21 protein-coding genes are annotated in these 26,680 nt (G+C 71.5%); 8 read left to right on the top strand and 13 right to left on the bottom strand.

Features of this window, described 5'->3' with window-relative positions:
• Positions 1-32 precede the first annotated feature (32 nt).
• The 5 genes from aceE to ACGF8B_RS14855 all read right to left on the bottom strand — a co-directional run bounded on the left by aceE (position 33) and on the right by ACGF8B_RS14855 (position 8,852).
• Entirely contained in the window at positions 33-2,702 is a 2,670-nt protein-coding gene (aceE, locus tag ACGF8B_RS14875; RefSeq protein ID WP_392738104.1) for a pyruvate dehydrogenase (acetyl-transferring), homodimeric type, read from the bottom strand.
• A 256-nt stretch (positions 2,703-2,958) separates the two neighbouring features.
• Positions 2,959-3,582 carry a GntR family transcriptional regulator gene (locus ACGF8B_RS14870; RefSeq protein WP_392738101.1) on the bottom strand — a complete coding sequence of 208 codons (624 nt, stop codon included), beginning with the start codon at positions 3,580-3,582 and terminating at the stop codon, positions 2,959-2,961.
• Between the two features lie 147 nt (positions 3,583-3,729).
• On the bottom strand, positions 3,730-5,517 hold the full coding sequence (gene sucB, locus ACGF8B_RS14865; protein WP_392738098.1) for a 2-oxoglutarate dehydrogenase, E2 component, dihydrolipoamide succinyltransferase: 1,788 nt from the start codon (positions 5,515-5,517) through the stop codon (positions 3,730-3,732).
• Positions 5,518-5,578: 61 nt separating this feature from the next.
• Entirely contained in the window at positions 5,579-6,967 is a 1,389-nt protein-coding gene (gene lpdA / locus ACGF8B_RS14860; protein WP_317867822.1) for a dihydrolipoyl dehydrogenase, read from the bottom strand.
• Between the two features lie 328 nt (positions 6,968-7,295).
• Complete coding sequence (locus ACGF8B_RS14855; protein WP_392738094.1) at positions 7,296-8,852, bottom strand: leucyl aminopeptidase; 1,557 nt, start codon at positions 8,850-8,852, stop codon at positions 7,296-7,298.
• 271 nt (positions 8,853-9,123) lie between these two features.
• Here ACGF8B_RS14855 and ACGF8B_RS14850 point away from each other — a divergent pair, with 271 nt between their 5' ends.
• On the top strand, positions 9,124-9,963 hold the full coding sequence (locus ACGF8B_RS14850; protein ID WP_392738091.1) for an endo alpha-1,4 polygalactosaminidase: 840 nt from the start codon (positions 9,124-9,126) through the stop codon (positions 9,961-9,963).
• Positions 9,964-10,024: 61 nt separating this feature from the next.
• On the opposite strand, the gene cobS is transcribed toward ACGF8B_RS14850, so the two are convergent.
• The gene (gene cobS / locus ACGF8B_RS14845; protein ID WP_392738090.1) at positions 10,025-10,804 is read right to left on the bottom strand and encodes an adenosylcobinamide-GDP ribazoletransferase; all 780 of its coding nucleotides are present in this window, start codon (positions 10,802-10,804) and stop codon (positions 10,025-10,027) included.
• 88 nt (positions 10,805-10,892) lie between these two features.
• Here cobS and ACGF8B_RS14840 point away from each other — a divergent pair, with 88 nt between their 5' ends.
• A complete protein-coding gene (locus ACGF8B_RS14840; protein ID WP_392738359.1) occupies positions 10,893-11,654 on the top strand; it encodes a hypothetical protein in 762 nt (253 codons plus the stop codon).
• Here the strand turns inward: ACGF8B_RS14840 and ACGF8B_RS14835 are convergent.
• The 4 genes from ACGF8B_RS14835 to ACGF8B_RS14820 all read right to left on the bottom strand — a co-directional run bounded on the left by ACGF8B_RS14835 (position 11,561) and on the right by ACGF8B_RS14820 (position 16,811).
• Positions 11,561-12,316 carry a hypothetical protein gene (locus tag ACGF8B_RS14835; protein WP_392738087.1) on the bottom strand — a complete coding sequence of 252 codons (756 nt, stop codon included), beginning with the start codon at positions 12,314-12,316 and terminating at the stop codon, positions 11,561-11,563. The two genes, ACGF8B_RS14840 and ACGF8B_RS14835, sit on opposite strands and share 94 nt — an antisense overlap.
• Positions 12,313-14,115 (bottom strand): phosphatidylglycerol lysyltransferase domain-containing protein, encoded by a 1,803-nt coding sequence (locus tag ACGF8B_RS14830; protein WP_392738084.1) that lies wholly within the window; start codon positions 14,113-14,115, stop codon positions 12,313-12,315. The genes ACGF8B_RS14835 and ACGF8B_RS14830 overlap by 4 nt, the downstream gene beginning before the upstream one ends.
• Before the next feature lie 88 nt (positions 14,116-14,203).
• Positions 14,204-15,310 carry a nicotinate-nucleotide--dimethylbenzimidazole phosphoribosyltransferase gene (gene cobT, locus ACGF8B_RS14825; protein ID WP_392738082.1) on the bottom strand — a complete coding sequence of 369 codons (1,107 nt, stop codon included), beginning with the start codon at positions 15,308-15,310 and terminating at the stop codon, positions 14,204-14,206.
• 298 nt (positions 15,311-15,608) lie between these two features.
• Positions 15,609-16,811, bottom strand: coding sequence for a bifunctional adenosylcobinamide kinase/adenosylcobinamide-phosphate guanylyltransferase (locus ACGF8B_RS14820; protein WP_392738080.1), 1,203 nt, complete (start codon positions 16,809-16,811; stop codon positions 15,609-15,611).
• Positions 16,812-16,950: 139 nt separating this feature from the next.
• Between ACGF8B_RS14820 and ACGF8B_RS14815 the strand changes: the two genes are divergently transcribed.
• Positions 16,951-17,160 carry a hypothetical protein gene (locus ACGF8B_RS14815; protein ID WP_072483289.1) on the top strand — a complete coding sequence of 70 codons (210 nt, stop codon included), beginning with the start codon at positions 16,951-16,953 and terminating at the stop codon, positions 17,158-17,160.
• 61 nt (positions 17,161-17,221) lie between these two features.
• On the opposite strand, the gene ACGF8B_RS14810 is transcribed toward ACGF8B_RS14815, so the two are convergent.
• The 3 genes from ACGF8B_RS14810 to ACGF8B_RS14800 all read right to left on the bottom strand — a co-directional run bounded on the left by ACGF8B_RS14810 (position 17,222) and on the right by ACGF8B_RS14800 (position 19,843).
• On the bottom strand, positions 17,222-18,298 hold the full coding sequence (locus ACGF8B_RS14810) for a S1C family serine protease (RefSeq protein ID WP_392738077.1): 1,077 nt from the start codon (positions 18,296-18,298) through the stop codon (positions 17,222-17,224).
• 97 nt (positions 18,299-18,395) lie between these two features.
• Entirely contained in the window at positions 18,396-19,154 is a 759-nt protein-coding gene (locus ACGF8B_RS14805) for a bifunctional 2-polyprenyl-6-hydroxyphenol methylase/3-demethylubiquinol 3-O-methyltransferase UbiG (RefSeq protein WP_259930670.1), read from the bottom strand.
• A gap of 89 nt (positions 19,155-19,243) precedes the next feature.
• The gene (locus ACGF8B_RS14800; protein ID WP_360541036.1) at positions 19,244-19,843 is read right to left on the bottom strand and encodes a DUF3043 domain-containing protein; all 600 of its coding nucleotides are present in this window, start codon (positions 19,841-19,843) and stop codon (positions 19,244-19,246) included.
• Positions 19,844-20,140: 297 nt separating this feature from the next.
• Here ACGF8B_RS14800 and ACGF8B_RS14795 point away from each other — a divergent pair, with 297 nt between their 5' ends.
• The 5 genes from ACGF8B_RS14795 (at position 20,141) to ACGF8B_RS14775 (ending at position 26,620) form a co-directional block, all read left to right on the top strand.
• Positions 20,141-20,920, top strand: a complete 780-nt coding sequence (locus ACGF8B_RS14795; RefSeq protein ID WP_392738074.1) for a PspA/IM30 family protein — start codon at positions 20,141-20,143, stop codon at positions 20,918-20,920.
• A 9-nt stretch (positions 20,921-20,929) separates the two neighbouring features.
• A complete protein-coding gene (locus tag ACGF8B_RS14790; RefSeq protein WP_392738071.1) occupies positions 20,930-21,208 on the top strand; it encodes a hypothetical protein in 279 nt (92 codons plus the stop codon).
• 140 nt (positions 21,209-21,348) lie between these two features.
• On the top strand, positions 21,349-22,608 hold the full coding sequence (locus tag ACGF8B_RS14785; RefSeq protein WP_392738068.1) for a sensor histidine kinase: 1,260 nt from the start codon (positions 21,349-21,351) through the stop codon (positions 22,606-22,608).
• A complete protein-coding gene (locus tag ACGF8B_RS14780; RefSeq protein WP_392738065.1) occupies positions 22,605-23,300 on the top strand; it encodes a response regulator in 696 nt (231 codons plus the stop codon). The genes ACGF8B_RS14785 and ACGF8B_RS14780 overlap by 4 nt, the downstream gene beginning before the upstream one ends.
• A 164-nt stretch (positions 23,301-23,464) precedes the next feature.
• Complete coding sequence (locus ACGF8B_RS14775; RefSeq protein ID WP_392738062.1) at positions 23,465-26,620, top strand: efflux RND transporter permease subunit; 3,156 nt, start codon at positions 23,465-23,467, stop codon at positions 26,618-26,620.
• Positions 26,621-26,680: the final 60 nt, after the last annotated feature.

Raw genomic sequence — 26,680 nt, 5'->3', positions numbered from 1 at the left:
GTCACCTCACAGCCCGTACCGCTCCCGGACCGTCACAGCCCGTACCGCTCCCGGGCCTCCTTGACCGCGGACGCGGTCACCTCGCCGCGACGGGCCAGCTGGGCCAGCGCCGCGACGACGATCGACTGCGCGTCGACACCGAAGTGCCGGCGGGCCGCGTCGCGGGTGTCGGAGAGGCCGAAGCCGTCCGTGCCGAGCGAGGACCAGTCCTGCTCCACCCACTGGCTGATCTGGTCCGGGACCTGACGCATCCAGTCGCTGACCGCGACGACCGGACCCGGCGCGCCCTCCAGCGCCTGGGTCACGTACGGCACCCGCTGCTCACCGCGGAGCAGCGCCTCGTCGCACTCCAGCGCCTCGCGGCGCAGCTCGCCCCAGGAGGTGGCGGACCAGACGTCGGCCGTGACACCCCAGTCCGCGGCCAGCAGCTCCTGGGCCTGGAGGGCCCAGTGGATCGCCGTGCCGGAGGCCAGCAGCTGGGCCCGCGGGGCCTGGTCGGAGGCGGGCGTGCCCTCCTTGAAGCGGTACAGACCCTTGACGATGCCCTCCTCGACGCCCTCCGGCATCGCGGGCTGCGGCTTCGGCTCGTTGTAGACCGTCAGGTAGTAGAAGACGTTCTCGGCCTCGGGGCCGTACATCCGCCGCAGACCCTCCTTGACGATCACCGCGATCTCGTACGCGAACGCCGGGTCGTAGTTGAGCGACGCCGGGTTCGTGGCGGCGATCAGCTGCGAGTGGCCGTCCGCGTGCTGGAGACCCTCACCGGTCAGCGTCGTACGGCCCGCCGTGGCGCCGACGATGAAGCCCTTGCCGAGCTGGTCGGCGAGCTGCCAGAACTGGTCGCCGGTCCGCTGCCAGCCGAACATCGAGTAGAAGATGTAGAAGGGGATCATCGTCTCGCCGTGCGTCGCGTACGACGTCGACGCGGCGATGAAGTCCGCCATGGCCCCGGCCTCGGTGATCCCCTCGTTGAGGATCTGGCCGTCCTTGGCCTCCTTGTAGTACATCAGCTGGTCGCGGTCGACCGGCTCGTACGTCTGGCCCAGCGGCGAGTAGATGCCGGCCGACGGGAACAGCGACTCCATACCGAAGGTACGGGCCTCGTCCGGGACGATCGGAACCCAGCGCCGACCGGTCTCCTTGTCCCGCATCAGGTCCTTGACCAGGCGCACGAAGGCCATGGTCGTGGCCATCTCCTGCTTGCCGGAGCCCTTCTTGAGGGCGGCGAACGCGCGCTCCTCGGGCTGCGGCAGCGCCGCGGCGTGCACCCGGCGGGCCGGGGCGGGACCGCCGAGGGCGGCGCGGCGCTCCTGGAGGTAACGGACCTCGGGGGAGTCGGCGCCCGGGTGGCCGTAGGGCACCAGGCCGTCGGCGAAGGCACTGTCCGGGATCGGGAGCCCGAGCAGCTCGCGCATGTCCTTGAACTCGTCCACCGAGAGCTTCTTCATCTGGTGGTTGGCGTTCTTGGACTCGAAACCCTTGCCGAGGGTGAAGCCCTTCACCGTCTGGGCGAGGATCACGGTCGGCGCGCCCTTGTGCGCCAGGGCCGCCCGGTACGCCGCGTACACCTTGCGGGCCTCGTGGCCGCCGCGCGAGGTGTAGAAGCACTCGGCGATCTTCGCGTCGGTGAGCAGCCTGGCCAGCTCGGCGAGCGCGGGCTCGGCGCCGAAGAAGTGCTCGCGGATGTACGCGACGTCGCGGGTGGCGTACGTCTGGAACTGCGCGTCCGGGACCTCCCGGAGCCGGCGGACCAGCGCACCGGTGGTGTCCAGCCGGAACAGCTCGTCCCAGGCGTTGCCCCAGAGCGTCTTGACGACGTTCCAGCCGGCCCCGCGGAACGCGCCCTCCAGCTCCTGGACCACGCGGAAGTTGGCGCGGACCGGGCCGTCGAGGCGCTGCAGGTTGCAGTTGATGACGAAGGTCAGGTTGTCGAGACCCTCACGGGCCGCCAGCGCGAGGGCGGCGGTCGACTCGGGCTCGTCCATCTCGCCGTCGCCGAGGAAGGCCCAGACGTGCGAGTTCGACGTGTCCTTGATGCTGCGGTTGGCGAGGTAGCGGTTGAAGCGCGCCTGGTAGATCGCCGAGAGCGGGCCGAGACCCATCGACACGGTGGGGAACTCCCACAGCCAGGGCAGCCGCCGCGGGTGCGGGTAGGACGGCAGGCCGTCGCCGCCCGCCTCCTGGCGGAAGTTGTCGAGCTGCTGCTCGCTGAGCCGGCCGTCGAGGAAGGCGCGGGCGTAGATGCCGGGGGAGGCGTGGCCCTGGATGTAGAGCTGGTCGCCGGAGCCGTCCCCCTCCTTGCCGCGGAAGAAGTGGTTGAAGCCGGTCTCGTACAGCCAGGCCGCCGAGGCGAAGGTGGCGATGTGGCCGCCGACGCCGTAGCGCGCGCCGCGGGTGACCATCGCGGCCGCGTTCCAGCGGTTCCAGGCGGTGATCCTGGACTCCATCTCCAGATCGCCGTCGAACTCGGGCTCGGCGGCGGTCGGGATGGAGTTGACGTAATCGGTCTCCAGCAGCTTGGGCAGCGCGAGACCGGCGCCCTCGGCGTGTTCGAGCGAACGGCGCATCAGGTACGCGGCCCGGTGCGGGCCCGCGGCCTTGGTGACGGCATCCAGGGAGGCCGCCCATTCGGCGGTCTCCTCGGGGTCACGGTCCGGGAGCTGGTCGAGCTCGCTCGGAAGCTTTCCTACGGGGTCGGTCATGATCGCCGCCTTCCGGAGTGGAGGGGGGTGGAGAAGGCCCTGACTGGCAGGACAGGGCGATGGGGCCGGTGGGCCCGCGAAGTGAACTCTAAGTCTCCGATCGATGATCGATCAAAGGGTGAAGGGCAAAACTTCTCGATATGAAGAAAGTGGCATGGGGTGTCTCGGAATGAGGCACGGAGTGACGGGATTTAACGTGCAAATGGGGCGCTCGCTCGCGCAGGCGAGCACCCCACGCGACAGATGTGTACGACGCTCAGGCGCGCGGCGCGCAGCCGAGCACATGGGCCTTCGCCAGTACCCCGATGTCCGGGTCCTTGCGCAGGAACGCCTCGACGAGCGCCTCGTGCTCCTCCGCGTACGACTTCTGCACCGTGCCCAGCCACCGGATCGACAGGGCGGTGAACACCTCGATGCCCAGCCCCTCCCAGGTGTGCAGCAGTACCGAGTTCCCGGCGGCCCGCACCATCTCGCGGTGGAAGCCCACGGTGTGCCGCGCCTGCGCCTCGCCGTCGGCCAGCCGGTCCGCCTCGTAGAGCGCCGTCACGTACGGCGTGAGGCGCGAGCAGTCCTCGCCGAGGGCCGGCGCCGCCAGCTCCGCCGCGATCTGCTCCAGACCGGCCCGTACCGGATAGCTCTCCTCCAGGTCGGCGGCGGTCAGATTGCGGACCCGTACGCCCTTGTTGGGCGCCGACTCGATCAGCCGGAGCGTCTCCAGCTCCCGCAGGGCCTCGCGCACGGGCGTCTGGCTGACCTCCAGCTCGGTGGCGATCCGGCGCTCCACGATCCGCTCACCGGGCTTCCAGCGCCCGCTGACGATCCCGTCCACGATGTGCTCGCGGATCTGTTCGCGCAGCGAGTGGACGACGGGCGGGGTCATGAGGGGCTCCTTCGGGGCAAACCGGTGCTGTCCGCACCATCACGATTGCCGGGGCGACCGGTGGTGTCTAGACAATACGGCTGCGCCCCCGTCCGGAAGTGTTCCGGACGGGGGCGCAGCTGGTGAGGCTGGTTACAGCCGAGGGGTTCAGAGGCCGAGCTCGACCTCGAACTCACCGGCCTCCAGGATCGCCTTGACCGAGGTCAGGTAGCGGGCGGCGTCCGCGCCGTCCACCAGACGGTGGTCGTAGGAGAGCGACAGGTACGTCATGTCGCGGACACCGATGACGGTGCCCTCCTCGGTCTCGATGACCGCCGGACGCTTGACCGTGGCACCGATGCCCAGGATGGCTGCCTGGTTCGGCGGCACGATGACGGTGTCGAACAGCGCACCGCGCGAGCCGGTGTTGCTGATGGTGAAGGTGGCACCGGACATGTCGTCCGGCGTCAGGCCGCCGCCGCGGGCCTTGCCGGCCAGCTCGGCGGTCTTCTTCGAGATACCGGCGATGTTCAGGTCGCCCGCACCCTTGATGACCGGGGTCATCAGACCCTTCTCGGCGTCCACGGCGATGCCGATGTTCTCCGAGTCGAAGTACGTGATGGTGCCCTCGTCCTCGTTGATCCGGGCGTTGACGACCGGGTGGGCCTTCAGCGCCTGGGCCGCCGCCTTGACGTAGAACGGCATCGGGGACAGCTTGACGCCCTCGCGGGCGGCGAACGCGTCCTTCGCCTTGTTGCGCAGCTTCATCAGCTTGGTGACGTCGACCTCGACGACCGAGGTCAGCTGGGCCTGCGAGTGCAGCGCCTTCATCATGTTCTCGCCGATGACCTTGCGCATGCGGGTCATCTTGACCGTCTGGCCGCGCAGCGGGGACGCCTCCAGCTTCGGCGCCTTCGAGGCGGCACGGCCTCCGGCAGCCACAGCGGCGGCGGCCGGAGCCGGGGCGGCCGCGGCGGCCCTCGCGGCCTCCGCGGCGGCCACTACGTCCTGCTTGCGGATGCGGCCACCGACGCCGGTGCCCTTGACCGCGCCCAGGTCGACGCCGTTCTCGGCGGCGAGCTTGCGGACCAGCGGCGTGACGTACGCGCCGTCGTCACCGGAGGTCGCGGCCGGGGCGGCCGGGGTGACCGGAGCCGGAGCGGCGACCGGAGCGGCGGCCACGGGCGCCGGGGCGGCGACCGGGGCGGCGGGCGCCACCGGGGCCGGAGCCGGAGCGGGGGCGGCCGGAGCGGCCGGGGCCGGAGCCGGGGCCGGGGCGGCCGGAGCCGGGGCCGGAGCGGCGGGGGCCGGAGCCGGAGCGGCGGCCGGGGCAGCACCCGCGGCACCGATGACGGCGAGCTTGGCGCCGACCTCGGCTGTCTCGTCCTCGGCGACGACGATCTCCAGCAGCACACCGGAAACCGGGGCCGGGATCTCGGTGTCGACCTTGTCCGTGGAGACCTCCAGGAGGGGCTCGTCCTCCGTGACCTCCTCGCCGACCTCCTTCAGCCAGCGGGTGACGGTGCCCTCGGTGACGCTCTCGCCGAGCGCCGGAAGGGTGACGTCGGTGCCGGCGGCGCCACCGGCCGGGGCGGCGGCGGGGGCCGGGGCCTCGGCGGCGGGAGCCGGAGCCGCGGCGGGGGCCTCGGCGACCGGGGCCGGGGCCGGGGCGGCCGCGGGCTCGGCGGCCGGAGCCGCGGCGGCCACGGGCGCGCCCGTGCCGTCGTCGATGACGGCCAGCTCGGCGCCGACCTCGACGGTCTCGTCCTCGGCGACCTTGATGGAGGCCAGGATGCCGGCCGCGGGGGCCGGGATCTCGGTGTCGACCTTGTCGGTCGAAACCTCGAGCAACGGCTCGTCGGCCTCGACGCGCTCGCCCTCGGCCTTCAGCCAGCGGGTGACAGTGCCCTCGGTGACGCTCTCGCCGAGCGCCGGAAGGGTTACGGAAACCGACATGGTTTCAGTTGCTCCTTACGAAAGTGCGGAAGTGGTCGGTCGTCGCGCCCGGTCGACTGGATCAGTCGTGGGAGTGCAGAGGCTTGCCGGCCAGGGCCAGGTGGGCCTCGCCCATCGCCTCGTTCTGGGTCGGGTGGGCGTGGATGAGCTGCGCGACCTCGGCCGGCAGCGCCTCCCAGTTGTAGATCAGCTGGGCTTCGCCGACCTGCTCGCCCATACGGTCACCGACCATGTGGACGCCGACCACGGCACCGTCCTTGACCTGGACGAGCTTGATCTCGCCCGCGGTCTTGAGGATCTTGCTCTTGCCGTTGCCCGCGAGGTTGTACTTCAGAGCGACGACCTTGTCCGCGCCGTAGAGCTCCTTGGCCTTCGCCTCGGTGATGCCCACGGAGGCGACCTCGGGGTGGCAGTACGTCACCCGCGGGACACCGTCGTAGTCGATCGGAACGGTCTTCAGACCGGCCAGCCGCTCCGCCACCAGGATGCCCTCGGCGAAGCCGACGTGCGCGAGCTGGAGCGTCGGGACCAGGTCACCCACGGCCGAGACGGTCGGCACGTTGGTCTGCATGTACTCGTCGACGAGGACGTAACCGCGGTCCATCGCGACGCCGGCCTCCTCGTAGCCCAGGCCCTGCGAGACCGGGCCGCGGCCGATGGCGACCAGCAGCACCTCCGCCTCGAAGGTCTTGCCGTCGGCGAGGGTCACGCGGACGCCGTCCTGCGTGTACTCGGCGCCCTGGAAGAACGTACCGAGGTTGAACTTGATGCCGCGCTTGCGGAAGGCGCGCTCAAGAAGCTTCGAGCTGTTCTCGTCCTCGACCGGGACGAGGTGCTTCAGGCCCTCGATGATCGTCACGTCGGTGCCGAAGGACGTCCACGCCGAGGCGAACTCGACGCCGATGACGCCGCCGCCCAGCACGATCGCGGACTTCGGGACGCGGTCCAGCTTGAGCGCGTGGTCCGACGAGATGATGCGGTTGCCGTCGATCTCCAGGCCCGGCAGCGACTTCGGCACGGAGCCGGTCGCGAGCAGCACGTGGCGGCCCTGGACGCGCTGGCCGTTCACATCCACCGAGGTGGGGGAGGAAAGCCGTCCCTCACCCTCGATGTAGGTGACCTTGCGCGAGGCGATGAGACCCTGCAGACCCTTGTACAGGCCAGAGATCACGTCGTCCTTGTACTTGTGGACGGCGTCGATGTCGATGCCCTCGAAGGTGGCCTTGACACCGAACTGCTCGGACTCGCGCGCCTGGTCGGCGATCTCACCGGCGTGCAGCAGGGCCTTCGTGGGGATACAGCCGTTGTGCAGGCAGGTGCCGCCGACCTTGCCCTTCTCGATCAGAGCGACGTCCAGGCCCAGCTGCGCTCCGCGCAGGGCCGCGGCGTAACCGCCGCTACCACCGCCGAGGATCACTAGGTCGAAAACGGTGCTGGCGTCGTTCGCCACGTCACGTCCTCCATGCATGTGCGCCGTACGCCGGGCCCCGTCGCTGGGGGATGACCGGCCGGTCGGCTGGTGTTCGGCCGCTTTTGTTATTCGGCCCTGTGGTGGGGGCCCTGTCCTGCCGAGAACCCATCTTCGCACTTGTTGACGGTGGGCGGGACGCGGGGCCCGGGTCTGGGACGGACGATCATCCGCCCCAGGGGGTTACCGCCGCGTAGACCCCTGCTGATTTCGTCGAGAGCGAAACCGGCCGGATCCGTGCGGCGATGCCATCGGCGTAACACGTACGGCCCCGGGCCTATGCCCGGGGCCGTACGTCACGGTCGAGACCTCAGCCGAGGTCTCCGGCGGCGGTGCGCTCGGCCAGCCTGACCAGCGTGCGGACCGCGGAGCCGGTGCCGCCCTTGGGCGTGTAGCCGTACGGCGCGCCCTCGTGGAAGGCCGGACCGGCGATGTCCAGGTGTGCCCAGGCGATGCCCTCGCCCACGAACTCCTGGAGGAACAGACCGGCCACCAGGCCGCCGCCCATCCGCTCGCCCATGTTGGCGATGTCGGCGGTCGGGGAGTCCATGCCCTTGCGCAGGTCGGCGGGGAGCGGCATCGGCCAGGAGGCCTCGCCGACCTCCTCGGCGATCTCGTGGATGGAGGTACGGAAGGCGTCGTCGTTCGCCATGATGCCGAAGGTGCGGTTGCCCAGCGCCAGCACCATCGCGCCGGTCAGGGTCGCCACGTCGACGATCGCGTCCGGGTTCTCCTCGGAGGCGCGGGTCAGCGCGTCGGCGAGGACGAGCCGGCCCTCGGCGTCCGTGTTGAGGACCTCGACGGTCTTGCCGCTGTACATGCGCAGCACGTCACCGGGGCGGGTGGCGTTGCCCGACGGCATGTTCTCGGCGAGCGCCAGCCAGCCGGTCACGTTGACCTGGAGGCCGAGGCGGGAGGCCGCGACGACGGCGGCGAACACGGCGGCGGCGCCGCTCATGTCGCACTTCATCGTCTCGTTGTGGCCGGCCGGCTTCAGCGAGATGCCGCCCGAGTCGTAGGTGATGCCCTTGCCGACCAGGGCCAGGGTCTTCTCCGCCTTCGGGTGCGTGTAGGCGAGCTTCACCAGACGCGGGCCGTGGGTCGAGCCCTGGCCGACGCCGAGCAGACCGCCGAAGCCGCCCTTGACGAGCGCCTTCTCGTCGAGGACCTGCACCTTGATGCCGTGCTCCTTGCCCGCGGCGGTGGCCACGGCGGCGAAGGACTCGGGGTACAGGTCGTTCGGCGGGGTGTTGATCAGGTCGCGGGCGCGGTTGATCTCCTCGGCCAGCGCGACGGCGCGCTCGGCGGCCGCCTTGAACGCCTTGTCGCGCGGCTTGGTGCCGAGCAGGGCGACCTCGCCGAGCGGCAGCTTCGCGCCGTTGCCGTTCTTCTTGCCCTTGGGGGCGAGCTTGTCCTCGCCGCCCTGGTACGCGGTGAAGGCGTACGCGCCCAGGAGCGCGCCCTCGGCGATCGCCTCGGCGTCCTCGGCGGAGGCGACGGGCAGCGCGAAGCCGGCCTTCTTCGAGCCGGTCAGGGCGCGGGCGGCCGAACCGGCGGCCCGGCGCAGCGCCTCGGTGTCGTACGCCTCGTCCTTCTGCGGGACCGGGCCGAGCCCGACCGCGACGACGACCGGGACCTTGAGACCGGCGGGTGCGGGGAGCTTGGTCGCCTCGCCCTCGGCACCCGCGGCGCCCAGGGCCTGCAGGACGGTGGCGAGCTTTCCGTCGAACGCCTTGTCCACGGCCTCGGAGCCCGGTGCGAGGACCAGACTCCCAGCCTTGGACCCGGAGCCCTTGGCGACGCCGACGACGAGTGCGTCGGCGCGCAGCGTCGCCGCACCGGCAGTGCTGAGAGTGAGAGCAGTCACGGTGGTGAAATCTCGCTTCCGTTGAGTTCGTTGTCGGTCTGTGCTGGCCGAGGGGGTGGCCGACCGTGCCCGGCGCATCGTGGACGCCGCCGCAATGTGCCGGTAATGAGCCTACGCGCGCCCTTGGTGCGGGAACACGGCGGCGGGCCGTCGGTGGCTCGTTGTGGCGCCGCGGTCCCCGGTCCCGGGCGGCCCGGCCGGGGCCCGTGCGGCCGGAAGGGACGGTGGACGTAGGGTCGTTGGAGGTGAAAGGCCCTATGGGGGGAGAACCATGCGCGCCCATGGGGTCGCAGGCACGACGCGGGGAAGCCGGGCGCTGCCCGTCGCCGTACTGATTCTGCTGGCCCTGCTGGCCGGCTGCACCGCGGCACCGGAACCCGCCGGAGAGGACCACTGGCGGCCGGCAGCGGGCACCCGCTGGCAGTGGCAGCTCTCCGGCAGACTGGATCCGACGGTGGACGTCCCGGTGTACGACATCGACGGCTTCGACCACGGGGCCGCGGCGGTCGGGGATCTGCACCGCCGGGGCCGCAAGGTGATCTGCTACCTCTCCACCGGTGCCTGGGAGGACTTCCGTCCGGACGCCGGGAAGTTCCCCGCCTCGGTGCGCGGCAAGGGCAACGGCTGGGACGGGGAGTACTGGCTCGACATCCGTCGCACGGACATCCTGGAGCCGCTGATGGAGCGGCGGATCGAGATGTGCGCCGAGAAGGGGTTCGACGCGGTGGAGCCCGACAACATGGACGGCTACCGCAACCGCACCGGCTTCCCGCTGACCGCCGCCGACCAGTTGCGCTACAACCGGCTCATCGCCCGGCTCGCCCACCGCCACGGGCTCGCCGTCGGCCTGAAGAACGATCTCGGGCAGATCCCGGAGCTGGAGCCGGACTTCGACTTCGCGGTCAACGAGCAGTGCGCGCAGTACGACGAGTGCGAGGAGCTCACCCCGTTCGTGAAGGCGGGCAAGGCCGTCTTCCACGTCGAGTACGAGCTGCCCGTCGCCCGGTTCTGCGCCGGGTCGCGGCGGCTGGGGCTCAGCTCGCTGCTGAAGAAGTACGAACTCGGGGTGTGGCGCCAGGAGTGCCCGAAGGGCCGCGCGCAGAACGGCTAGGACCTTTCGGCCGGGTCGGGCGCCGGGGCCCGCGAGCCCGGCCCGGTCCGGACGAGAGGCACTAACCGAACGTCAGGACCACCAGGGCCGCCGTGGCCGCGGTCTCCGCCAGCGCGCCGAACACATCGCCGGTCACCCCGCCGAAGCGCCGCACACAGTGCCGCAGCAGGAGCTGGGCGACCCCGAGCGCGGCCACCGCGGCCAGCGCGTGGCGCGGCGCCCCGTACCCGCCGAGCAGCGCACCGGCCCCCGCGCAGCCCGCGACCACCACGGCCCCGACCGCCGCCGCGCCCCGCCCCGTGACCGTCCCCGCCACCGCCGCGCCCAGCCCCTCCGGACGGGCCGGCGGCACGCCCCGGCGGGAGGCCAGGGTGAGCGCGAGCCGGGCGGTGACCGCGGCGACGGCCGCCGCCACCGCGCCGTACGCCCAGCCCCGCCCGTACAGCTCGGCCAGCGCGGCCACCTGGGCCAGCAGCACGAACAGCAGCGTGATCACACCGAACGGCCCAATGTCCGACTGCTTCATGATCCGCAGGGCGTCGTCGGCGGGCTTGCCGCTGCCCAGGCCGTCGGCGGTGTCCGCGAGACCGTCCAGATGCAGACCCCGGGTCAGCGCGGCGGGCACGGCCGCCGAGGCGACCGCGGCGAGCAGCGGGGCCGAGCCGAGCAGCAGCAACAGGCCGCCGGCAGCCGCCGAGAGCAGCCCCACCACGAGACCGGCGAGCGGCGCGCACAGCATTCCGGCGCGGGCGGCCTCGCGGTCCCAGCGGGTGACGCGGACGGGGAACACGGTCAGGGTGCCGAAGGCGAAACGGACGCCGTGGCTGTTCAGGGAGGTCACGGCGCGCAGGCTAATCGGTGCGCCCGGCCGATAGATTGCCCGTAACACGACAGACCAGGGCATGAGCGGCTTATCGGGAGTGGGTGGCATGGGTCACTGGTTCGATCAGAACATCGTCGAGCCGGGGAAGCTGCCGCTGCTCCTCGCCCTGGCCTCCTTCGTGCTCACCTTCGCGATCACCCGGTTCATCACCCGGATGATCCGGGCGGGGAAGGGCCCGTTCCGCAACATCACACCCGGCGGGATGCACATCCACCACGTGGTCCCCGGGGTGGTGCTGAGCGTCGTCGGCGGCTTCGGCGCGGTCGCCAGCGGGCGGGAGGGCGTCACCGCGGGAATCTGTGCCGTGGTCTTCGGCGCGGGCGCGGGGCTGGTGCTGGACGAGTTCGCCCTGATCCTCCATCTCGACGACGTGTACTGGACCGAGGAGGGCCGCCAGAGCGTGGAGGTGGTGGTCCTCACCGCGGCGCTGGTGCTGCTGGTGCTGGGCGGGTTCTCACCCCTCGGCGTGAACGAGCTGAGCAGCGACGAGCAGCAGGACCGGCTCGGCGTCGTCCTGACCCTGATCGTCAACTTCTGCTTCGTGCTGATCGCCCTCTTCAAGGGCAAGGCGCGGCTCGCGGTCGTCGGCACGCTGGTCCCGTTCGTCGCGCTGATCGGCGCGGTCCGGCTGGCCCGGCCGACCTCGATGTGGGCCAGGCGCTTCTACCGCAACCGGCACCGGGCCCGCGCCCGGTCGGTGCTGCGCGCCTACCATCACGATGTGCGCTGGGTGGGTCCGCGGCGCAGGTTCGAGGATCTGATCGGCGGCGCACCGGACCGGGTGCCACTCCCGGGGCGCAAGCCCTGATCCCGGGGCCGGTCCCGGCGGGGCGCGCGGACGCACATCAGGAGGACGGCGGCGATCGCCACCAGGTGCTCCTTGCCCGCCAGATTGTTCTTCAGGACCACCTCGGCCACCATCGCCGCGATCACCAGCGCCCCGGTGAAGCGGGCCCGGTGGACGTAACAGAGGTAGACGGCGAGGCCGACCACCGCCGCGGACGGCCCGGTGTCGACGATCAGGGCGTCCGAGGCCGGCAGCCCGAACAGCCCGTCCGGGCCGAGCGCGACACCGACCCGCGCGTACAGCGTCCCGGCCAGCGTCGCCACGTACGCGATCAGCAGCGTGCGCCACCGGCCCAGGCAGATCTCGGCGGTGCCGAACACCACCAGGATCTGCACCAGCGCCCCCCAGACCGGCAGATCCGGCGCCGGCACGAACAGCGACAACGGCGTACGCAGCAGGGAGAGCGGCAACGGGTCCTCGGCCTGCACCGCCCCGAGGGTGTGCACCACCCCGAGACCCCACGAGTGCTGCTGCAGCGCGTGGAGCAGCGCCGTCAGACAGACCGCGGCGATCGTCATCGGGACGGCCCACAGCCGGTCGGCGGCGAGCGCCGCGCGTACGGTCGCCGTCAGCGAACCCCATTCCCGGCGAGCCGCCCGGCGCAGTGCGCCCACGGGTCTCATCCATCGGCCCCGAGATGCGAGCGGTGCAGCCACTTGGGCAGACCGGGCGCCTCCAGGAACCCTTCGGCGCGGCCCGCCGCGACACCGATGCGCAGCAGGTCCGAGCTCTTCTCGAACAGCATGAAGCGTGGCTCCCAGATCGGCCGGTACTTGGCGTTGGCGCGGTACAGCGACTCGATCTGCCACCAGCGCGAGAAGAAACTGAGCATCGAGCGCCACAGCCTCAGCACCGGCCCGGCGCCGAGCCGCGAACCACGCTCGAAGACGGACCGGAACATCGCGAAGTTCAGTGAGACCTGCGTGATCCCGATCTCCTGGGCGCGCCGGAGAAGTTCGATGACCATGAACTCCATCAGCCCGTTCTCCGCGTCCCGGTCACGGCGCATCAGGTCCAGCGAGAGTCCGTTCGGCCCCCAGGGCACGAAGCTCAGTACGGCACGCAGCTCGCCCGGAGCGCCCTCCTCGGTGGGGGCGTTGCGGCATTCGAGCATCACGCACCGGCCGTCGGCCGGATCGCCGAGCCTGCCCAGCGCCATCGAGAAGCCGCGTTCGGTCGCCCCGTCGCGCCAGTCGTCGGCGCGCCGCACCAGCTCGGCCATGTCGTCCTCGGGGATGTCCGCGTGGCGGCGGACGGTCACCTCGTACCCGGCGCGCCGGACCCGGTTGTACGCCTGGCGGACGGTCCGCATCGCCCGCCCCTCCAGGGTGAACTCGGCGGTCTCCACGATCGCTTCGTCGCCCAGCTCCAGGGCGTCGAGGCCGTGCCGTGCGTAGATCGTGCCGCCCTCCTCGCTCACCCCCATCACCGCCGGGATCCAGCCGTGCTCGCGGGCCTCGGCCAGCCACGGATCGATCGCCCCGGGCCAGGCCTCCGGGTCGCCGATGGGATCACCGGAGGCGAGCGAGACCCCGCCCACCACCCGGTAGGTGACGGCGGCCTTCCCGGTGGGGGACCAGATGACGCTCTTCTCCCGGCGCAGCGAGAAGTAGCCGAGCGAGTCGCGCTCGCCGTGCTTCTCCAGCAGCGCCCGGAGCCGGGCCTCGTCCTCCGGGGTGATCGGGTCGACGGCCCGGCGGGACCGGAACGCCGCGTACACGACGGCGATCAGCAGCAGTGTGGAGAGCACGTTGATGGTGACGTTGACCCAGCCGGGGGCGGTGATCCCGGGGAAGTCGGCGTCGTTGTCGGCGACCGAGACCAGCCGCAGCGCCCCGTAGCGCCACCGGTCCAGGAAGGACGCCCGGTAGCCGTCGGACGCGGTGTTGGTGAGGGTGACCAGGCCCGCCGCGAGCAGTGACGTGACCAGCAGCCCGCCGATCGCGACGACGGCCGCCAGTTTCGGGTTGGACCGGTCGCCCTTCGCGTAGAACTCGCGCCGGCCGAGGATCAGCGCCAGCACGAAGGCGGCGGTCAGCGTCAGCGAGATCCAGTTCTGCGGGTACCGCCGGACCTCGGGGAACGCGATCACCAGGGCGAAGAGGAGCAGCAGCAGGCCGCTCACCACCATGTTCACGATCCAGGCGGCCCGCTTGCGGCGGCGCATGGTGATCGCCAGGAAGAGGGCGACGACCCCGGAGGAGAAGCCCGCGGTGAGCAGGTAGGGGGTGAAGTAGTTCTCCGTGTTGTGGCGGCGCAGATCGTTGCCGAGAGTGACCCAGACGGCGCTCAGGAAGTTGATGAACGACACGACGCGCAGATACCAGATGGCGAATGCCGCGCTGCGCCGTGACCGGACGGTGCTCGGTGACCGGACGGTGTCCCGCCCGGATTCGTCGGTGGCCAATCGGACCTCTCCCATGAAAAGCGATCATATGGTGCATCGCACTGCATGAGGGACTGCGCTGCGGCCGGTGTCAGACGGCCGCAGCGGCGCCGGTCCGCGAGGATCAGGTCGCGTCGCCGTACGTGGCGCCGGCCCCGGCCTCCTCGCCGGCGCCGTCCTTCTCCTCGGCGACGGGTTCGCGTTCGGGCAGCTCGGCCGCGAGTGCGGCCGCGGCCCGGACGAGCGGGAGTGCGAGCAGTGCCCCGCTTCCTTCACCCACGATGACGCCGTGGTCGAGCAACGGGTTGAGCGCCAACCGGTCCAGCGCCTTGGCCTGGGCCGGCTCACCGCTCGCCTGACCCGCCAGCCACCAGTCCGGCGCCCGGAAGGCGGCCCGCTGGCCCACCAGCGCACAGGCCGCGGAGACCACGCCGTCCAGGATCACCGGCAGCCTGCGCACGGCGCACTGCAACAGGAACCCGGTCGTCGCCGCCAGATCCGCACCGCCCACCGTGGCCAGCAGCTCCAGCTGGTCACCGAGGACCGGCCGGGCCCGCCGCAGCGCGTCCCGGATCGCCGCGCACTTGCGCATCCACGCCAGGTCGTCGATGCCCGCGCCGCCGCGCCCGGTGACCACCGAGGCGTCCGTACCGCACAGCGCCGCGATCAGGGTGGCCGCGGCCGTGGTCCCGCCCACGCTCAGATCGCCGAGCACCACCAGATCGGTGCCCGAGTCGGCCTCCTCGTCGGCGATCGCCATGCCGAGCCGTACCGCCCGCTCGGCCTCCTCGGCCGTCAGCGCGTCCTCGATGTCGATCCGGCCGCTGCCCCGCCGCACCCGGTGGCGTACCACCGGCTCGGGCAGCAGCTCCGGATCGCAGTCCAGACCGGCGTCGACGATCCGTACCGGTACGGAGAACTGCCGGGCCAGCACCGCGAGCGGCGTCGCACCCTCCAGCGTGGCCCGCACCAGCTCGTACGCGCCGCCGGCCGCACGCCCGGACACATCCAGCCCGGCGACCCCGTGATCACCGGCGAAGAGCACCACACGCGGCTGCTCGATCGTCTTGACCGGTACGGACTGCTGAGCGGCCGAGAGCCATTCGCCCAGCTCGTCCAGGCGGCCGAGGGAGCCGACGGGAACGCTCAGGCGCTCCCGTCGTTCCTCGGCATCGCGCCGTACGCCGCCGTCGGGGCGTTCGATCAGGTCGGAGAAGTCGTCCAGATTCACGGGGGTCTGCCTCGCGGGTCGATGCGTCGAGTGGGCCGGTGAGCCCGGCGGCGGGCTACGACCTCACCCACGATGGGCAGCGGCGTCGCGGCGCCTGGGACCTCCGCCTCCGGCGTTGTCGTCAGTCGCGATGGCCCCGCCATCACTCCCTCCTCCGCCTTGGATTCGAAGGCCCCAGGCGCCGCTCCTTCTCCCGCTGACAATCGCGGGTGAGGTCGTTACTGCGGAACAGTACCCGCCGCGTTTCCGGCGCCCGGTCGGAGCGAGGCCCCCGCGGCCGGGGGCACGGGCGGCCCGGTCAGCCGCGCAGCACCAGCGCCTGTCCGGCCACCACCAGCAGCACCTGCTCGCACTCGTCGGCGAACGCGGCGTTCAGCCGGCCCAGCTCGTCCCGGAAGCGCCGCCCGGCGGCCGTCGCGGGCACCACGCCGGAACCGGTCTCGTTGGTGACGGCGACGACCGTACGACGCGTTCCGCGGACCGCCGCGACCAGCTCGGCGGTCCGCTTGTGCAGGGCGTCCTCGCCGCCCCCGGTCCACGCCTCGTCGTCCCAGGCGTCCACCCGGTCCATCGCGTCGGTCAGCCAGAGGGACAGGCAGTCGATCAGCAGCGGCGGCCCGTCCGACTCCAGCAGCTCCACCAGCTCACAGGTCTCCTCGGTGCGCCAGGCGGCCGGCCGGCGCTCCCGGTGCAGACCGACCCGGGCCGCCCACTCGGCGTCGCCCTCCCGGCCGCCGCCGGTCGCCACGTACACCACCTCGGGGAGCGTCTCCAGGCGCCGCTCGGCCTCCACCGACTTCCCCGATCGGGCCCCGCCCGTCACCAGCGTGCGCCGGGGAACCGACGGAACCGCGTGGTACTCGCCCACCACCAGAGTCGTCCCGTCCGGCACGGCCCGGGCGCCGGCCGCCGCGAGCCGCCGGTCCAGCTCGGCCCCGGGCGGCGCGGCATGGTCCAGATGGACGGCCACGATCTCGGTGGCCGGGCCGATCGCCTCCACCGCCCGCAGCCGCGCCACCGCGTCCGGCCGCCCCACCACATCGCCGACCACCATGTCGTACGGCTCCGCCACCCGGTCGGTGAGGCCGGCGGGCGCGGCGCCCGGCGGCATGTACAGCAGCCGGGGGCCCGCCGGTCCGGTGACCTCGTACCCGGTCCCCGGCGCGTCCATCGGCACCGCACGCACCCGGTGCCCGCTGATCAGCGTCAGCACCCGCCCGTCCGGGACCCGCCCCGCCGGGGGCAGCCCCGCCGGCAGCTCCACGGCGGGCCCGTCGTGCGGATGGGTGAGCAGCACCTGTCGCACCCCGGTGAGCGAGTGCCCCGCACGGGCCGCGGCGAACACGGCCCCCGGAGTGAGATCGAGCAGCAGCGCGTCGTCGACCAGCAGCGCGGTCGCGGCCCGCGAGCGCGCCCCGCGGGCGACGGCGCAGGCTGCGCAGGGACATTCGGGCTGCGGCAGCCCGTCGGGGGCTCCGGTGCCGAGCAGAGTCAGTTCCACGCCTTCGATCCTCCCGTGTCCGTGCGGCCGGTGCACGACCTGGGGCCTCTCGTCCGGATACGGAGCAGGCCCGGCACCGGCCCCGACCCGCCGGTCAGGCACTAGGCTGCGGGGCAGCAAAGCGACCCAGGAGGCGGACATGGCGTGGACGTGGCGGTTCGAGAAGTCCGACGGTACGGAGACGGAGCCGGCCCTGCAGCCGGAGGAATTCACCACCCAGGGCGACGCGGAGTCCTGGATCGGTGAGTACTGGAAGGAACTCCTGGACGGCGGGGCGGACCAGGTGACGCTCTTCGACGACTCGACGAAGATCTACGGCCCCATGAGCCTCCAGGCGGACCAGGGCTGATCCCACCGCCTCGCGCGAGGAGCGCTCCGGATCTCCTCGTCTCCTCGCGCGAGGAGGGATGTCAGATCTCGCCCAGGGTGACCTTCGCCGTCCTCTCCGCCCCGTCGCGCAGATATGTCACCGTGACCTTCTGGCCGGGTCTGTCGGAGGCCAGCGCCTCCGACAGCGAGGTGATCGTCGTGACCGGCAGGTCGTCGAACCTGACGATGATGTCGCCGACCCGCAGCCCCGCCTTCTCCGCGGCGCCGTTCTTCGCCACGCTGACCAGGGCCACGCCGGCCGGCTGGTAGTTGTCGTCGACGACGGTGCGACCCGTGATGTCCAGGGCCGCCCGGCCCGAGTCGATGACCCTGCCGCTCTTGATGATCTGGTCGGCGACCGTCTTCACCATCGACACCGGGATGGCGAACCCGATCCCCGGCGCCGCGCTGCCGCCCAGCTCCGGGTCGGTCGCCGCCAGGGTCGGGATGCCGATCACCTCGCTGGACAGGTTGACCAGCGCACCCCCGCTGTTGCCCGGGTTGATCGCGGCCGAGGTCTGCACCATGTTCGCGATCGTCGCGCCGGTGCCGCCGCCCGCGCGGCTCTCGCTGACGGTCCGGCCGAGCGCCGAGACGATGCCCTGGGTGACGCTGGAGGACAGTCCGAGCGGCGAGCCCATCGCCAGCACGATCTGCCCCACCTCGACCTTCTCCGAGTCGCCGAACTTCGCGGGCTTCAGCCCGTCGGGCACGCTGTCGAGCTTGATGACGGCCAGATCCTGCTCCGGGTAGGAGGCCACCAGCGCGGCGTTCAGCACCTTCTCGCCGGTCGCGACGGTGACCTTGAACGTCCTGTCGTTGCCGACCACATGGGCATTGGTGACGATGTGGCCCTTGGTGTCGTAGACGATGCCGGAGCCCAGGCCCTCGGCGGTCTGGATCTGCACCACCGACGGCAGCACGTCCTTGATCACGGCCTGGTAGTCGCTCTGCAGATCGCTCGCGGTCCGGGTCGCGGAGGCCGGATCGCTGGGGTCGGACCTGGGTGACTCGGAGGCCGCGTCCGAGCATCCGCTCACCAGGGCGATCGCGCAGATCCCTGCGGCCAGGGGCAGCAGCAGCCGGCGGACGCGGGCGCGGGAGTGGAATATATCCATGCTCCGATTGTTGCTTTTGTCCCTTTTGGCGACCTCTTGGGTTCGGCCGGTCGGGGCACGGCGCCGGGCAGCCCCGGCGACCCGCGCCCGTGTCCCCTCAGCCCCGGACCCCGCACAGGTGCAGCAGCGCGGCCACCCGGCGGTACGGATCGGTCCGCCCGGCCCGGTCCTCCGCGGCGAGCACCTGCTCCAGCTCGGCCGCGGCCGGCAGCTCCACGTCGTTGCTCACGTTGTCCGTGAAGACGCGCACCCCGTACCAGGCGTGCAGCGGCGCCGCGATCCCGGCGAGTGTGGCCGTCAGGGCGTCCAGCCGGTCGGCCCGCACGGTGAGGCCGAGCCGGTTGGTGTACGTGTCCGTGTCGAACGCGGCCAGCGCCCCGTCCCAGTCCCCGGCGGTCCCGGGGCGCATCGCCAGCGCGTCCGCGTTCCGTACGAGCAGCGAGAGCAGTCCGCCCGGGGCGAGCATCCGGGCCAGGCCCGCCAGCATCGCGTCCGGATCCCGGACATACATCAGCACGCCGTGGCAGAGCACCACGTCGAAGCTGCCGGGCAGGAAGTGCACCCCGGTGTCCAGGCCGTTGCCCTCGATCAGCCGGACCCGCTCACGGATGCCCGCGGGCTCGCTGCCGAGCGCCTCCTTGGCCACCCGCAGCATCTCGGCGTCCGACTCCAGGCCGGTCACCGTATGACCGGCCCGAGCCAGGCGCAGCGCCTGGGTGCCCTGGCCCATGCCGACGTCCAGCACCCGCAGCCGCTGCCCGACCGGGAAGCGGGCCGCTATCTGCTCGTCGAGCTGCCGGGCCACCAGTTCCTGGCGGACGGTGTTGCGCAGCCCGCCGAGTCCCTTCAGCCACACCGAGGAGGCGCCGGAGAACCCGGCCACGGGAACGACATCGTCCGGCCGGCCGGCGGACGGACCGCCGACCGAGCCGGAGATGTGCGTGTTCAGGGCCGCTCTCCACGCTTGACCTGCGGCTTCGGGAGCCGGAGGCGACGCATCTGAAGCGTGCGCATCAGGCCGTAGGCGACCGCGCCACGCTTGGGCGTATCGGGGAAGCGCTCCTTGAGCTGCTTCTTGAGGCGGATCGACAGACCGACCGAGTCGAGCACGATCAGCACGATCACGATGAGCCAGAGCAGCAGCGAGATGGTCTGGATGTTCTGCACCTGGATCACGCTGAGAATCAGGATGATCACGGCGAGCGGCAGGAAGAACTCCGCGATGCAGAAACGTGAGTCCACGTAGTCGCGGACGAAGCGCCGCACCGGGCCCTTGTCGCGAGCCGGCAGATAGCGCTCGTCGCCACTGGCGAGCGCCTCACGCTGCTTGGCCATGTCCACACGGCGCGCTTCGCGCTGCCGCTTCATGGCCTCCTTGCGGTCGAGCGGCGCGCCACTGGAGGCGCGACGGCGCTGCGACTGGGCATCGCTGCGCTTGGGGGTGGGGCGACCTTTGGGGGCCTGCGGGTCGCGGGGCTGCTTGGAGAGGTCCGCCGTCACCTTGCCGGTGGGCGCCTTCTCTTCCTTCGAACGGCTACGGAACACAAGGCCCAAGGGTACGGGTTCGTTTCCCATGACCCCAGGCCGGTCGGGAACGATCCGGCAACGGCCTGCGTCCTCGCAGGTGTACCGGGGTGCCCGGTACGGGTGACGTGACCGGGTCTCCCTTACCCCCGCCTACTCCTTGGGCCGGAGTGGTGACCTGGTGCAGTCGTCCTTGGGTAGGAGCACATCCTTGCTCGAACAGTGCGGTAATAGAGGCAGGGCCCGTACTGTGGGTTCTGTTGGAGTGCTGGAGCTCAGTCCGTCAGAAGGGGGCGCGCGAAGCCCATGAGCGGTGTCATGAAGCGTATGGGGATGATCTTCCGCGCGAAGGCAAACAAGGCCCTTGACCGGGCCGAGGATCCGCGCGAGACCCTCGATTACTCGTACCAGAAGCAGCTCGAACTGCTTCAGAAGGTACGTCGCGGGGTCGCCGACGTGGCGACTTCGCGCAAGCGGCTCGAACTGCAGCTGAACCAGCTGCAGGGACAGTCGTCCAAGCTGGAGGACCAGGGCCGCAAGGCACTCGCGCTCGGCCGCGAGGACCTGGCCCGCGAGGCGCTGTCCCGGCGCGCCGCACTCCAGCAGCAGGTCACCGACCTGGAGACGCAGCACACCACGCTGCAGGGCGAGGAGGAGAAGCTCACCCTCGCGGCGCAGCGGCTGCAGGCCAAGGTCGATGCCTTCCGCACCAAGAAGGAGACCATCAAGGCCACCTACACCGCCGCCCAGGCGCAGACCCGGATCGGCGAGGCGTTCTCCGGGATCTCGGAGGAGATGGGCGACGTCGGCCTGGCGATCCAGCGGGCCGAGGACAAGACCCAGCAGCTGCAGGCCAGGGCCGGCGCGATCGACGAGCTGCTCGCCTCCGGTGCCCTGGACGACCCGACCGGCACGGCGAAGGACGACATCGCCGCCGAGCTGGACCGGATCTCCGGTGGTACGGATGTGGAGCTGGAGCTTCAGCGCATGAAGGCCGAGCTGGCCGGCGGCTCCAGCCAGCAGGCGATCGAGGGCGGCCCGCAGGACTCCGCCCAGCAGCAGTCGTCGCAGTCCCCGCACAGGTTCGACAAGAGTTGAGGCGGCGTCATGATCGTACGGATCATGGGGGAGGGCCAGGTTGCACTGGCCGACAGTCATCTCGCCGAGCTCGACGGGCTCGACGACGAACTGCTCGCCGAGATGGAGAGCGGTGACGGACCGGGTTTCCGGACCACTCTCCACGCGCTCCTGGCCAGGGTGCGCGAGCTCGGCACAGCGTTGCCCGACGACTCCCTGGAGCCGTCCGAGCTGATCCTGCCCTCGGCCGACGCGACCCTCGAAGAGGTGCGCGCCATGCTCCGCGACGACGGGCTGATCCCCGGCTGACGCCGCTCTCCCCGCTCCAGCACACGCGTGAACCCGTGCCCCGGGTCCGGTCCGCCGGACCCGGGGCACGGGCGTGTCCGGACGCCGTTCGCGCGGGATCCGGTCGGATTCCCCCGCGACACGCCGTAACGTAGCTTGACGTGACCACCCTCGGAACCGGTGTTCTGCGCGTCCGGCACTGGCTGCGCGACCATCCCCTCGCGCTGGACGCCGCCCTGGCCCTGGCCGTGCTGGTGGCGATGGTCGGCGGGTCGTTCATCCACCCGCGCCCGGGGGAGGGGCCCTCCTTCGGGACCCGCCCGCCCGCAGTCAGCGGTGTGCTGCTGATGGTGGCCGGCGCCGTGGCGCTCATCTGGCGGCGGCGCAGTCCCCTGGTGGTGCTCGCGGTCACCGCCGGGCTGACCGTCGTCGAGCTGGTGAAGTCCGACCCGCCCGCCCCCGTGGTCATGGCCACCGTCATCGCGCTGTGCACCGTCGCCGCCCGCACCGACCGGCCCACCACCTGGCGGGTCGGTCTGCTCACGGTGGCCGTGCTGACCGGCTCGGCGATGCTCTTCGGCGCGGCGCCCTGGTACAGCCAGGAGAACTTCGGAGTCTTCGCCTGGACCGGCATGGCCTGCGCGGCGGGGGACGCCGTCCGTTCCAGGCGCGCCTTCGTCGACGCGATCAGGGAACGGGCCGACCGGGCCGAGCGCACCCGCGAGGAGGAGGCCCGGCGGCGGGTCGCCGAGGAGCGGCTGCGGATCGCCCGCGATCTCCACGACGTCGTCGCCCACCACATCGCCCTGGTCAACGTCCAGGCCGGGGTGGCCGCCCACGTCATGGACAAGCGCCCCGACCAGGCCAAGGAGGCGCTCGCCCACGTCCGCGAGGCCAGCCGTTCCGCGCTCGACGAACTGCGGGCCACCGTCGGGCTGCTGAGGCAGTCCGGCGACCCGGCGGCGCCGACCGAACCCGCACCCGGCCTCGCCGTCCTCGACGCACTGGTCGACACCGTCCGCCGGGCCGGGCTTCCCGTCGACGTGGTCTGCACCGACCGGCGGCCCCCGCTGCCCGCGGCCGTCGACCTGGCCGCGTACCGGGTCATCCAGGAGGCGCTGACCAATGTCCGCAAGCACGCGGGCTCCGGGGCCCGGGCCGAGGTGAGCGTCGTACGGGTCGGGGCCACGGCCGAGGTCACCGTGATCGACAACGGCTCCGGCGGGGGCGGCTGCCACGGCGACGGCGGCGGGCACGGCCTGCTCGGCATGCGCGAACGTGTCACCGCGCTCGGCGGCACCCTCACCGCCGGGCCCCGCTACGGCGGCGGATTCAGGGTCCATGCGATCCTGCCCGTCGAGGCCCGCACAGGAGAGTCCGGGGAGCCGGGCGCGGTGGGCCGGACGGGGGAAACCGCATGACAGAGCCCATCAAGGTGCTGCTCGTCGACGACCAGGCGCTGCTGCGCAGCGCGTTCCGGGTGCTGGTCGACTCGGAGGCCGACATGGAGGTGGTCGGGGAGGCGGCGGACGGCGCACAGGCCGTGGAGCTCGCCCGCTCGACCGGCGCCGACGTGGTGCTGATGGACATCCGGATGCCCGGCACGGACGGACTCACCGCGACCCGCATGATCAGCGCCGATCCCGGACTGGCCGGCGTGCGGGTCGTCATGCTCACCACCTTCGAGGTCGACGAGTACGTGGTGCAGTCACTGCGCGCCGGGGCGTCCGGCTTCCTCGGCAAAGGGGCGGAACCCGAGGAACTGCTCAACGCGATCCGTATCGCCGCGGGCGGCGAGGCGCTCCTGTCGCCCGCCGCGACCAAGGGGCTGATCGCCACCTTCCTCGCGCAGGGCGGCAGTTCGGACGGCGAGGGGCCGAGCGCCGCGGAGTACACCGACCGGCTCGCCGCGCTCACCGGCCGGGAACGCGAGGTGCTCGTCCTGGTCGCCGGCGGCCACTCCAACGACGAGATCGCCGAGCGGCTCGCCGTCAGCCCGCTCACCGTCAAGACCCATGTGAACCGGGCGATGGCGAAGCTGGGCGCCAGGGACCGGGCCCAATTGGTGGTAATTGCCTACGAATCAGGCCTGGTGCGCCCCAGGGTGGAGTGAGGGGTGGAGATACGGCGTACTCCACCTGCGGTATGCGCGGCATAAGAAAGCGACCTGGGATTGACGCCCCGGGCCCTGCCGGCAGGCGATCGTATAGATGGGCCGGGTCTGCCCCTCAGCCGCCCGCCCACCTGCCGCGTAAGCCACAGAAGAGAGACCCACCCATGTCCTGGCTGTCCAGATTCAGCCTCGCGCAACGGGCCCTGATCGGTTTGATCTCGATCGTCGCGCTCGTATTCGGGGCGATAGCGATCCCGCAGCTCAAGCAGCAGCTGCTGCCCACCATCGAACTTCCGATGGTGTCGGTCATCGCCCCCTACCAGGGTGCGTCCCCCGATGTGGTCGAGAAGCAGGTCGTCGAGCCGCTGGAGAACTCGGTCAAGGCCGTCGACGGCGTCACCGGGATCACCTCGACCGCCAGCGAGGGCAGCGCCGTCATCATGGCGTCCTTCGACTTCGGCAGCGAGGGCACCAAGCAGCTCGTCGCCGACATCCAGCAGGCGGTGAACCGCGCCCGCGCCCAGCTTCCCGACGACGTCGACCCGCAGGTCATCGCCGGTTCGACGGACGACATCCCGGCCGTCGTCCTCGCCGTCACCTCCGACAAGGACCAGCAGGCGCTCGCCGACCAGCTGGACCGCACGGTCGTCCCCGCCCTGGAGGACATCAGCGGCGTCGGCCAGGTCTCCGTCGACGGTGTGCAGGACCTTCAGGTCTCCGTCACCCCCGACGACAAGAAGCTCGCCGCCGCCGGTCTGAACGCCATGACGCTCTCCCAGGCGCTCCAGGCGGGCGGGGCGACCGTCCCCGCCGGTTCCTTCTCCGAGTCGGGCAAGAGCCGCACCGTCCAGGTCGGCGGTGCCTTCACCTCCCTGAAGCAGATCGAGGACCTGCGGGTCACCGGTCAGGACCCGGCCACGGGCAAGCCCGGCGAGCCGGTCCGCGTCGGTGACGTCGCCAAGGTGAAGCAGGAGCCGTCCACCGCGGTCTCCATCACCCGTACGAACGGCAAGCCGAGCCTCGCCGTGATGGCCACGATGGACAAGGACGGCAGCGCCGTCGCCATCTCGGACGCGGTCAAGGACAAGCTCCCCGACCTCCGCAAGGACCTCGGAGCCGGTGCCGAACTGACCGTGGTCTCCGACCAGGGCCCCGCCGTCTCCAAGGCGATCTCCGGTCTGACCACCGAGGGCGCGCTGGGTCTGCTCTTCGCCGTCATCGTGATCCTGGTCTTCCTCGCCTCGCTGCGCTCGACCCTGGTCACCGCGGTCTCCATCCCGCTCTCCGTGGTCCTCGCGCTGATCGTGCTCTGGACCCGTGACCTCTCGCTCAACATGCTCACGCTGGGCGCGCTGACCATCGCGATCGGCCGTGTCGTCGACGACTCGATCGTGGTCCTGGAGAACATCAAGCGTCACCTCGGCTACGGCGAGGAGCGCCAGTCGGCGATCATCACCGCGGTGAAGGAAGTGGCCGGCGCGGTCACCTCCTCGACCCTCACCACGGTCGCCGTCTTCCTGCCGATCGGTCTCGTCGGCGGCATGGTCGGCGAGCTCTTCGGCTCCTTCTCACTGACCGTCACCGCGGCCCTGCTGGCATCCCTGCTGGTCTCGCTGACCGTCGTCCCCGTCCTGTCGTACTGGTTCCTGCGCGCCCCGAAGGGCGCCACGGAGGACCCGGACCGGGCGCGCCGCGAGGCCGAGGAGAAGGAGGCCCGCAGCCGGCTCCAGAAGCTGTACATCCCGGTGCTGCGCTTCGCCACCCGGCGTCGCATCACCAGCATCGTCATCGCGATCGTGGTGTTCCTCGCCACCTTCGGCATGGCCCCGCTGCTGAAGACCAACTTCTTCGACCAGGGCGAGCAGGAAGTCCTCTCCATCAAGCAGGAGCTGGCCCCCGGCACCAGCCTGGCGGCCGCCGACAAGGCGGCCAGGAAGGTCGAGAAGGTCCTCACCGAGGACGAGGGCGTCAAGGACTACCAGGTCACCGTCGGCTCGTCCGGCTTCATGGCGGCCTTCGGCGGCGGCACCGGTGCCAACCAGGCCTCCTACCAGGTCACCCTGAAGGACTCGGGCGACTTCGACGCCACGCAGAAGCGCATCGACACCGCGCTCGGCAAGCTCGACGGCATCGGTGACACCACCATCGCCGCGGGCGACGGCTTCGGCAGCCAGGACCTCAGCGTCGTGGTCAAGGCCTCCGACGCGGACGTGCTGAGGAAGGCGTCCGAGCAGGTCCGGGCCGGGGTGGCCGGGCTGAAGGACGTCACCGACGTCCAGAGCGACCTCGCGCAGAGCGTCCCGCGGATCTCGGTCAAGGCCACGCCCAAGGCCGCCGAGGCCGGCTTCAACCAGGCCACGCTCGGCGCGGCCGTCGCCGGAGCGGTGCGCGGCACCCCGTCCGGCAAGGCGATCATGGACGACACCGAGCGCGACGTCGTCATCAGCTCCGCCCACCCGGCCACCACGATGGCCGAGCTGAAGGACCTCCCGCTCGGCCCGGTGAAGCTCGGTCAGATCGCCGATGTCGAGCTGGTCCCCGGCCCGGTCTCGATGACCCGGATCGACGGCCAGCGCGCCGCGACGATCACCGCCAAGCCCATCGGTGACAACACCGGTGCGGTCGGCACCGCGCTCCAGAAGAAGATCGACGAGCTGAAGCTCCCGGACGGTGCCACCGCCACCATCGGCGGCGTCTCCGAGGACCAGAACGACGCGTTCCTGAAGCTCGGCCTGGCCATGCTGGCCGCGATCGCGATCGTCTTCATGCTGCTGGTGGCGACCTTCAAGTCCCTCATCCAGCCGCTGATCCTGCTGGTCTCCATCCCGTTCGCGGCGACCGGCGCCATCGGCCTGCTCGTGATCACCGGCACCCCGATGGGCGTACCGGCGATGATCGGCATGCTGATGCTGATCGGCATCGTGGTCACCAACGCGATCGTGCTGATCGACCTGATCAACCAGTACCGGACCCAGGGCATGGGTGTCGTCGAAGCGGTCATGGAGGGCGGCCGCCACCGGCTCCGCCCGATCCTGATGACCGCACTCGCGACCATCTTCGCCCTGCTCCCGATGGCACTCGGCGTCACCGGTGAGGGCGGCTTCATCTCGCAGCCGCTCGCCGTGGTCGTGATCGGCGGCCTGGTCACCTCGACCCTGCTGACGCTCCTGCTGGTGCCGACGCTCTACGCGATGGTGGAGCTCCGCAAGGAGCGCCGCGCGAAGAAGAAGGAGGCCAAGCGCGCGAAGAAGGCGGGCGTGCCCGCCCCGGCCCCCGCGGAGGCGACCGCCTCCGAGGAACCGGAGCCCGCGAAGGCCTGATACGCCCGGCACGACGGGAGGGCCCTGCTCCACGCAGCCGCGTGGGGCAGGGCCCTCTCC

The organism is Streptomyces sp. NPDC047917, from assembly GCF_043204345.1.
Taxonomy (GTDB): domain Bacteria; phylum Actinomycetota; class Actinomycetes; order Streptomycetales; family Streptomycetaceae; genus Streptomyces; species Streptomyces sanglieri.
The sequence above is the reverse complement of the archived record's forward strand: the minus strand, read 5'-3'. Positions and strand labels throughout refer to the sequence as shown.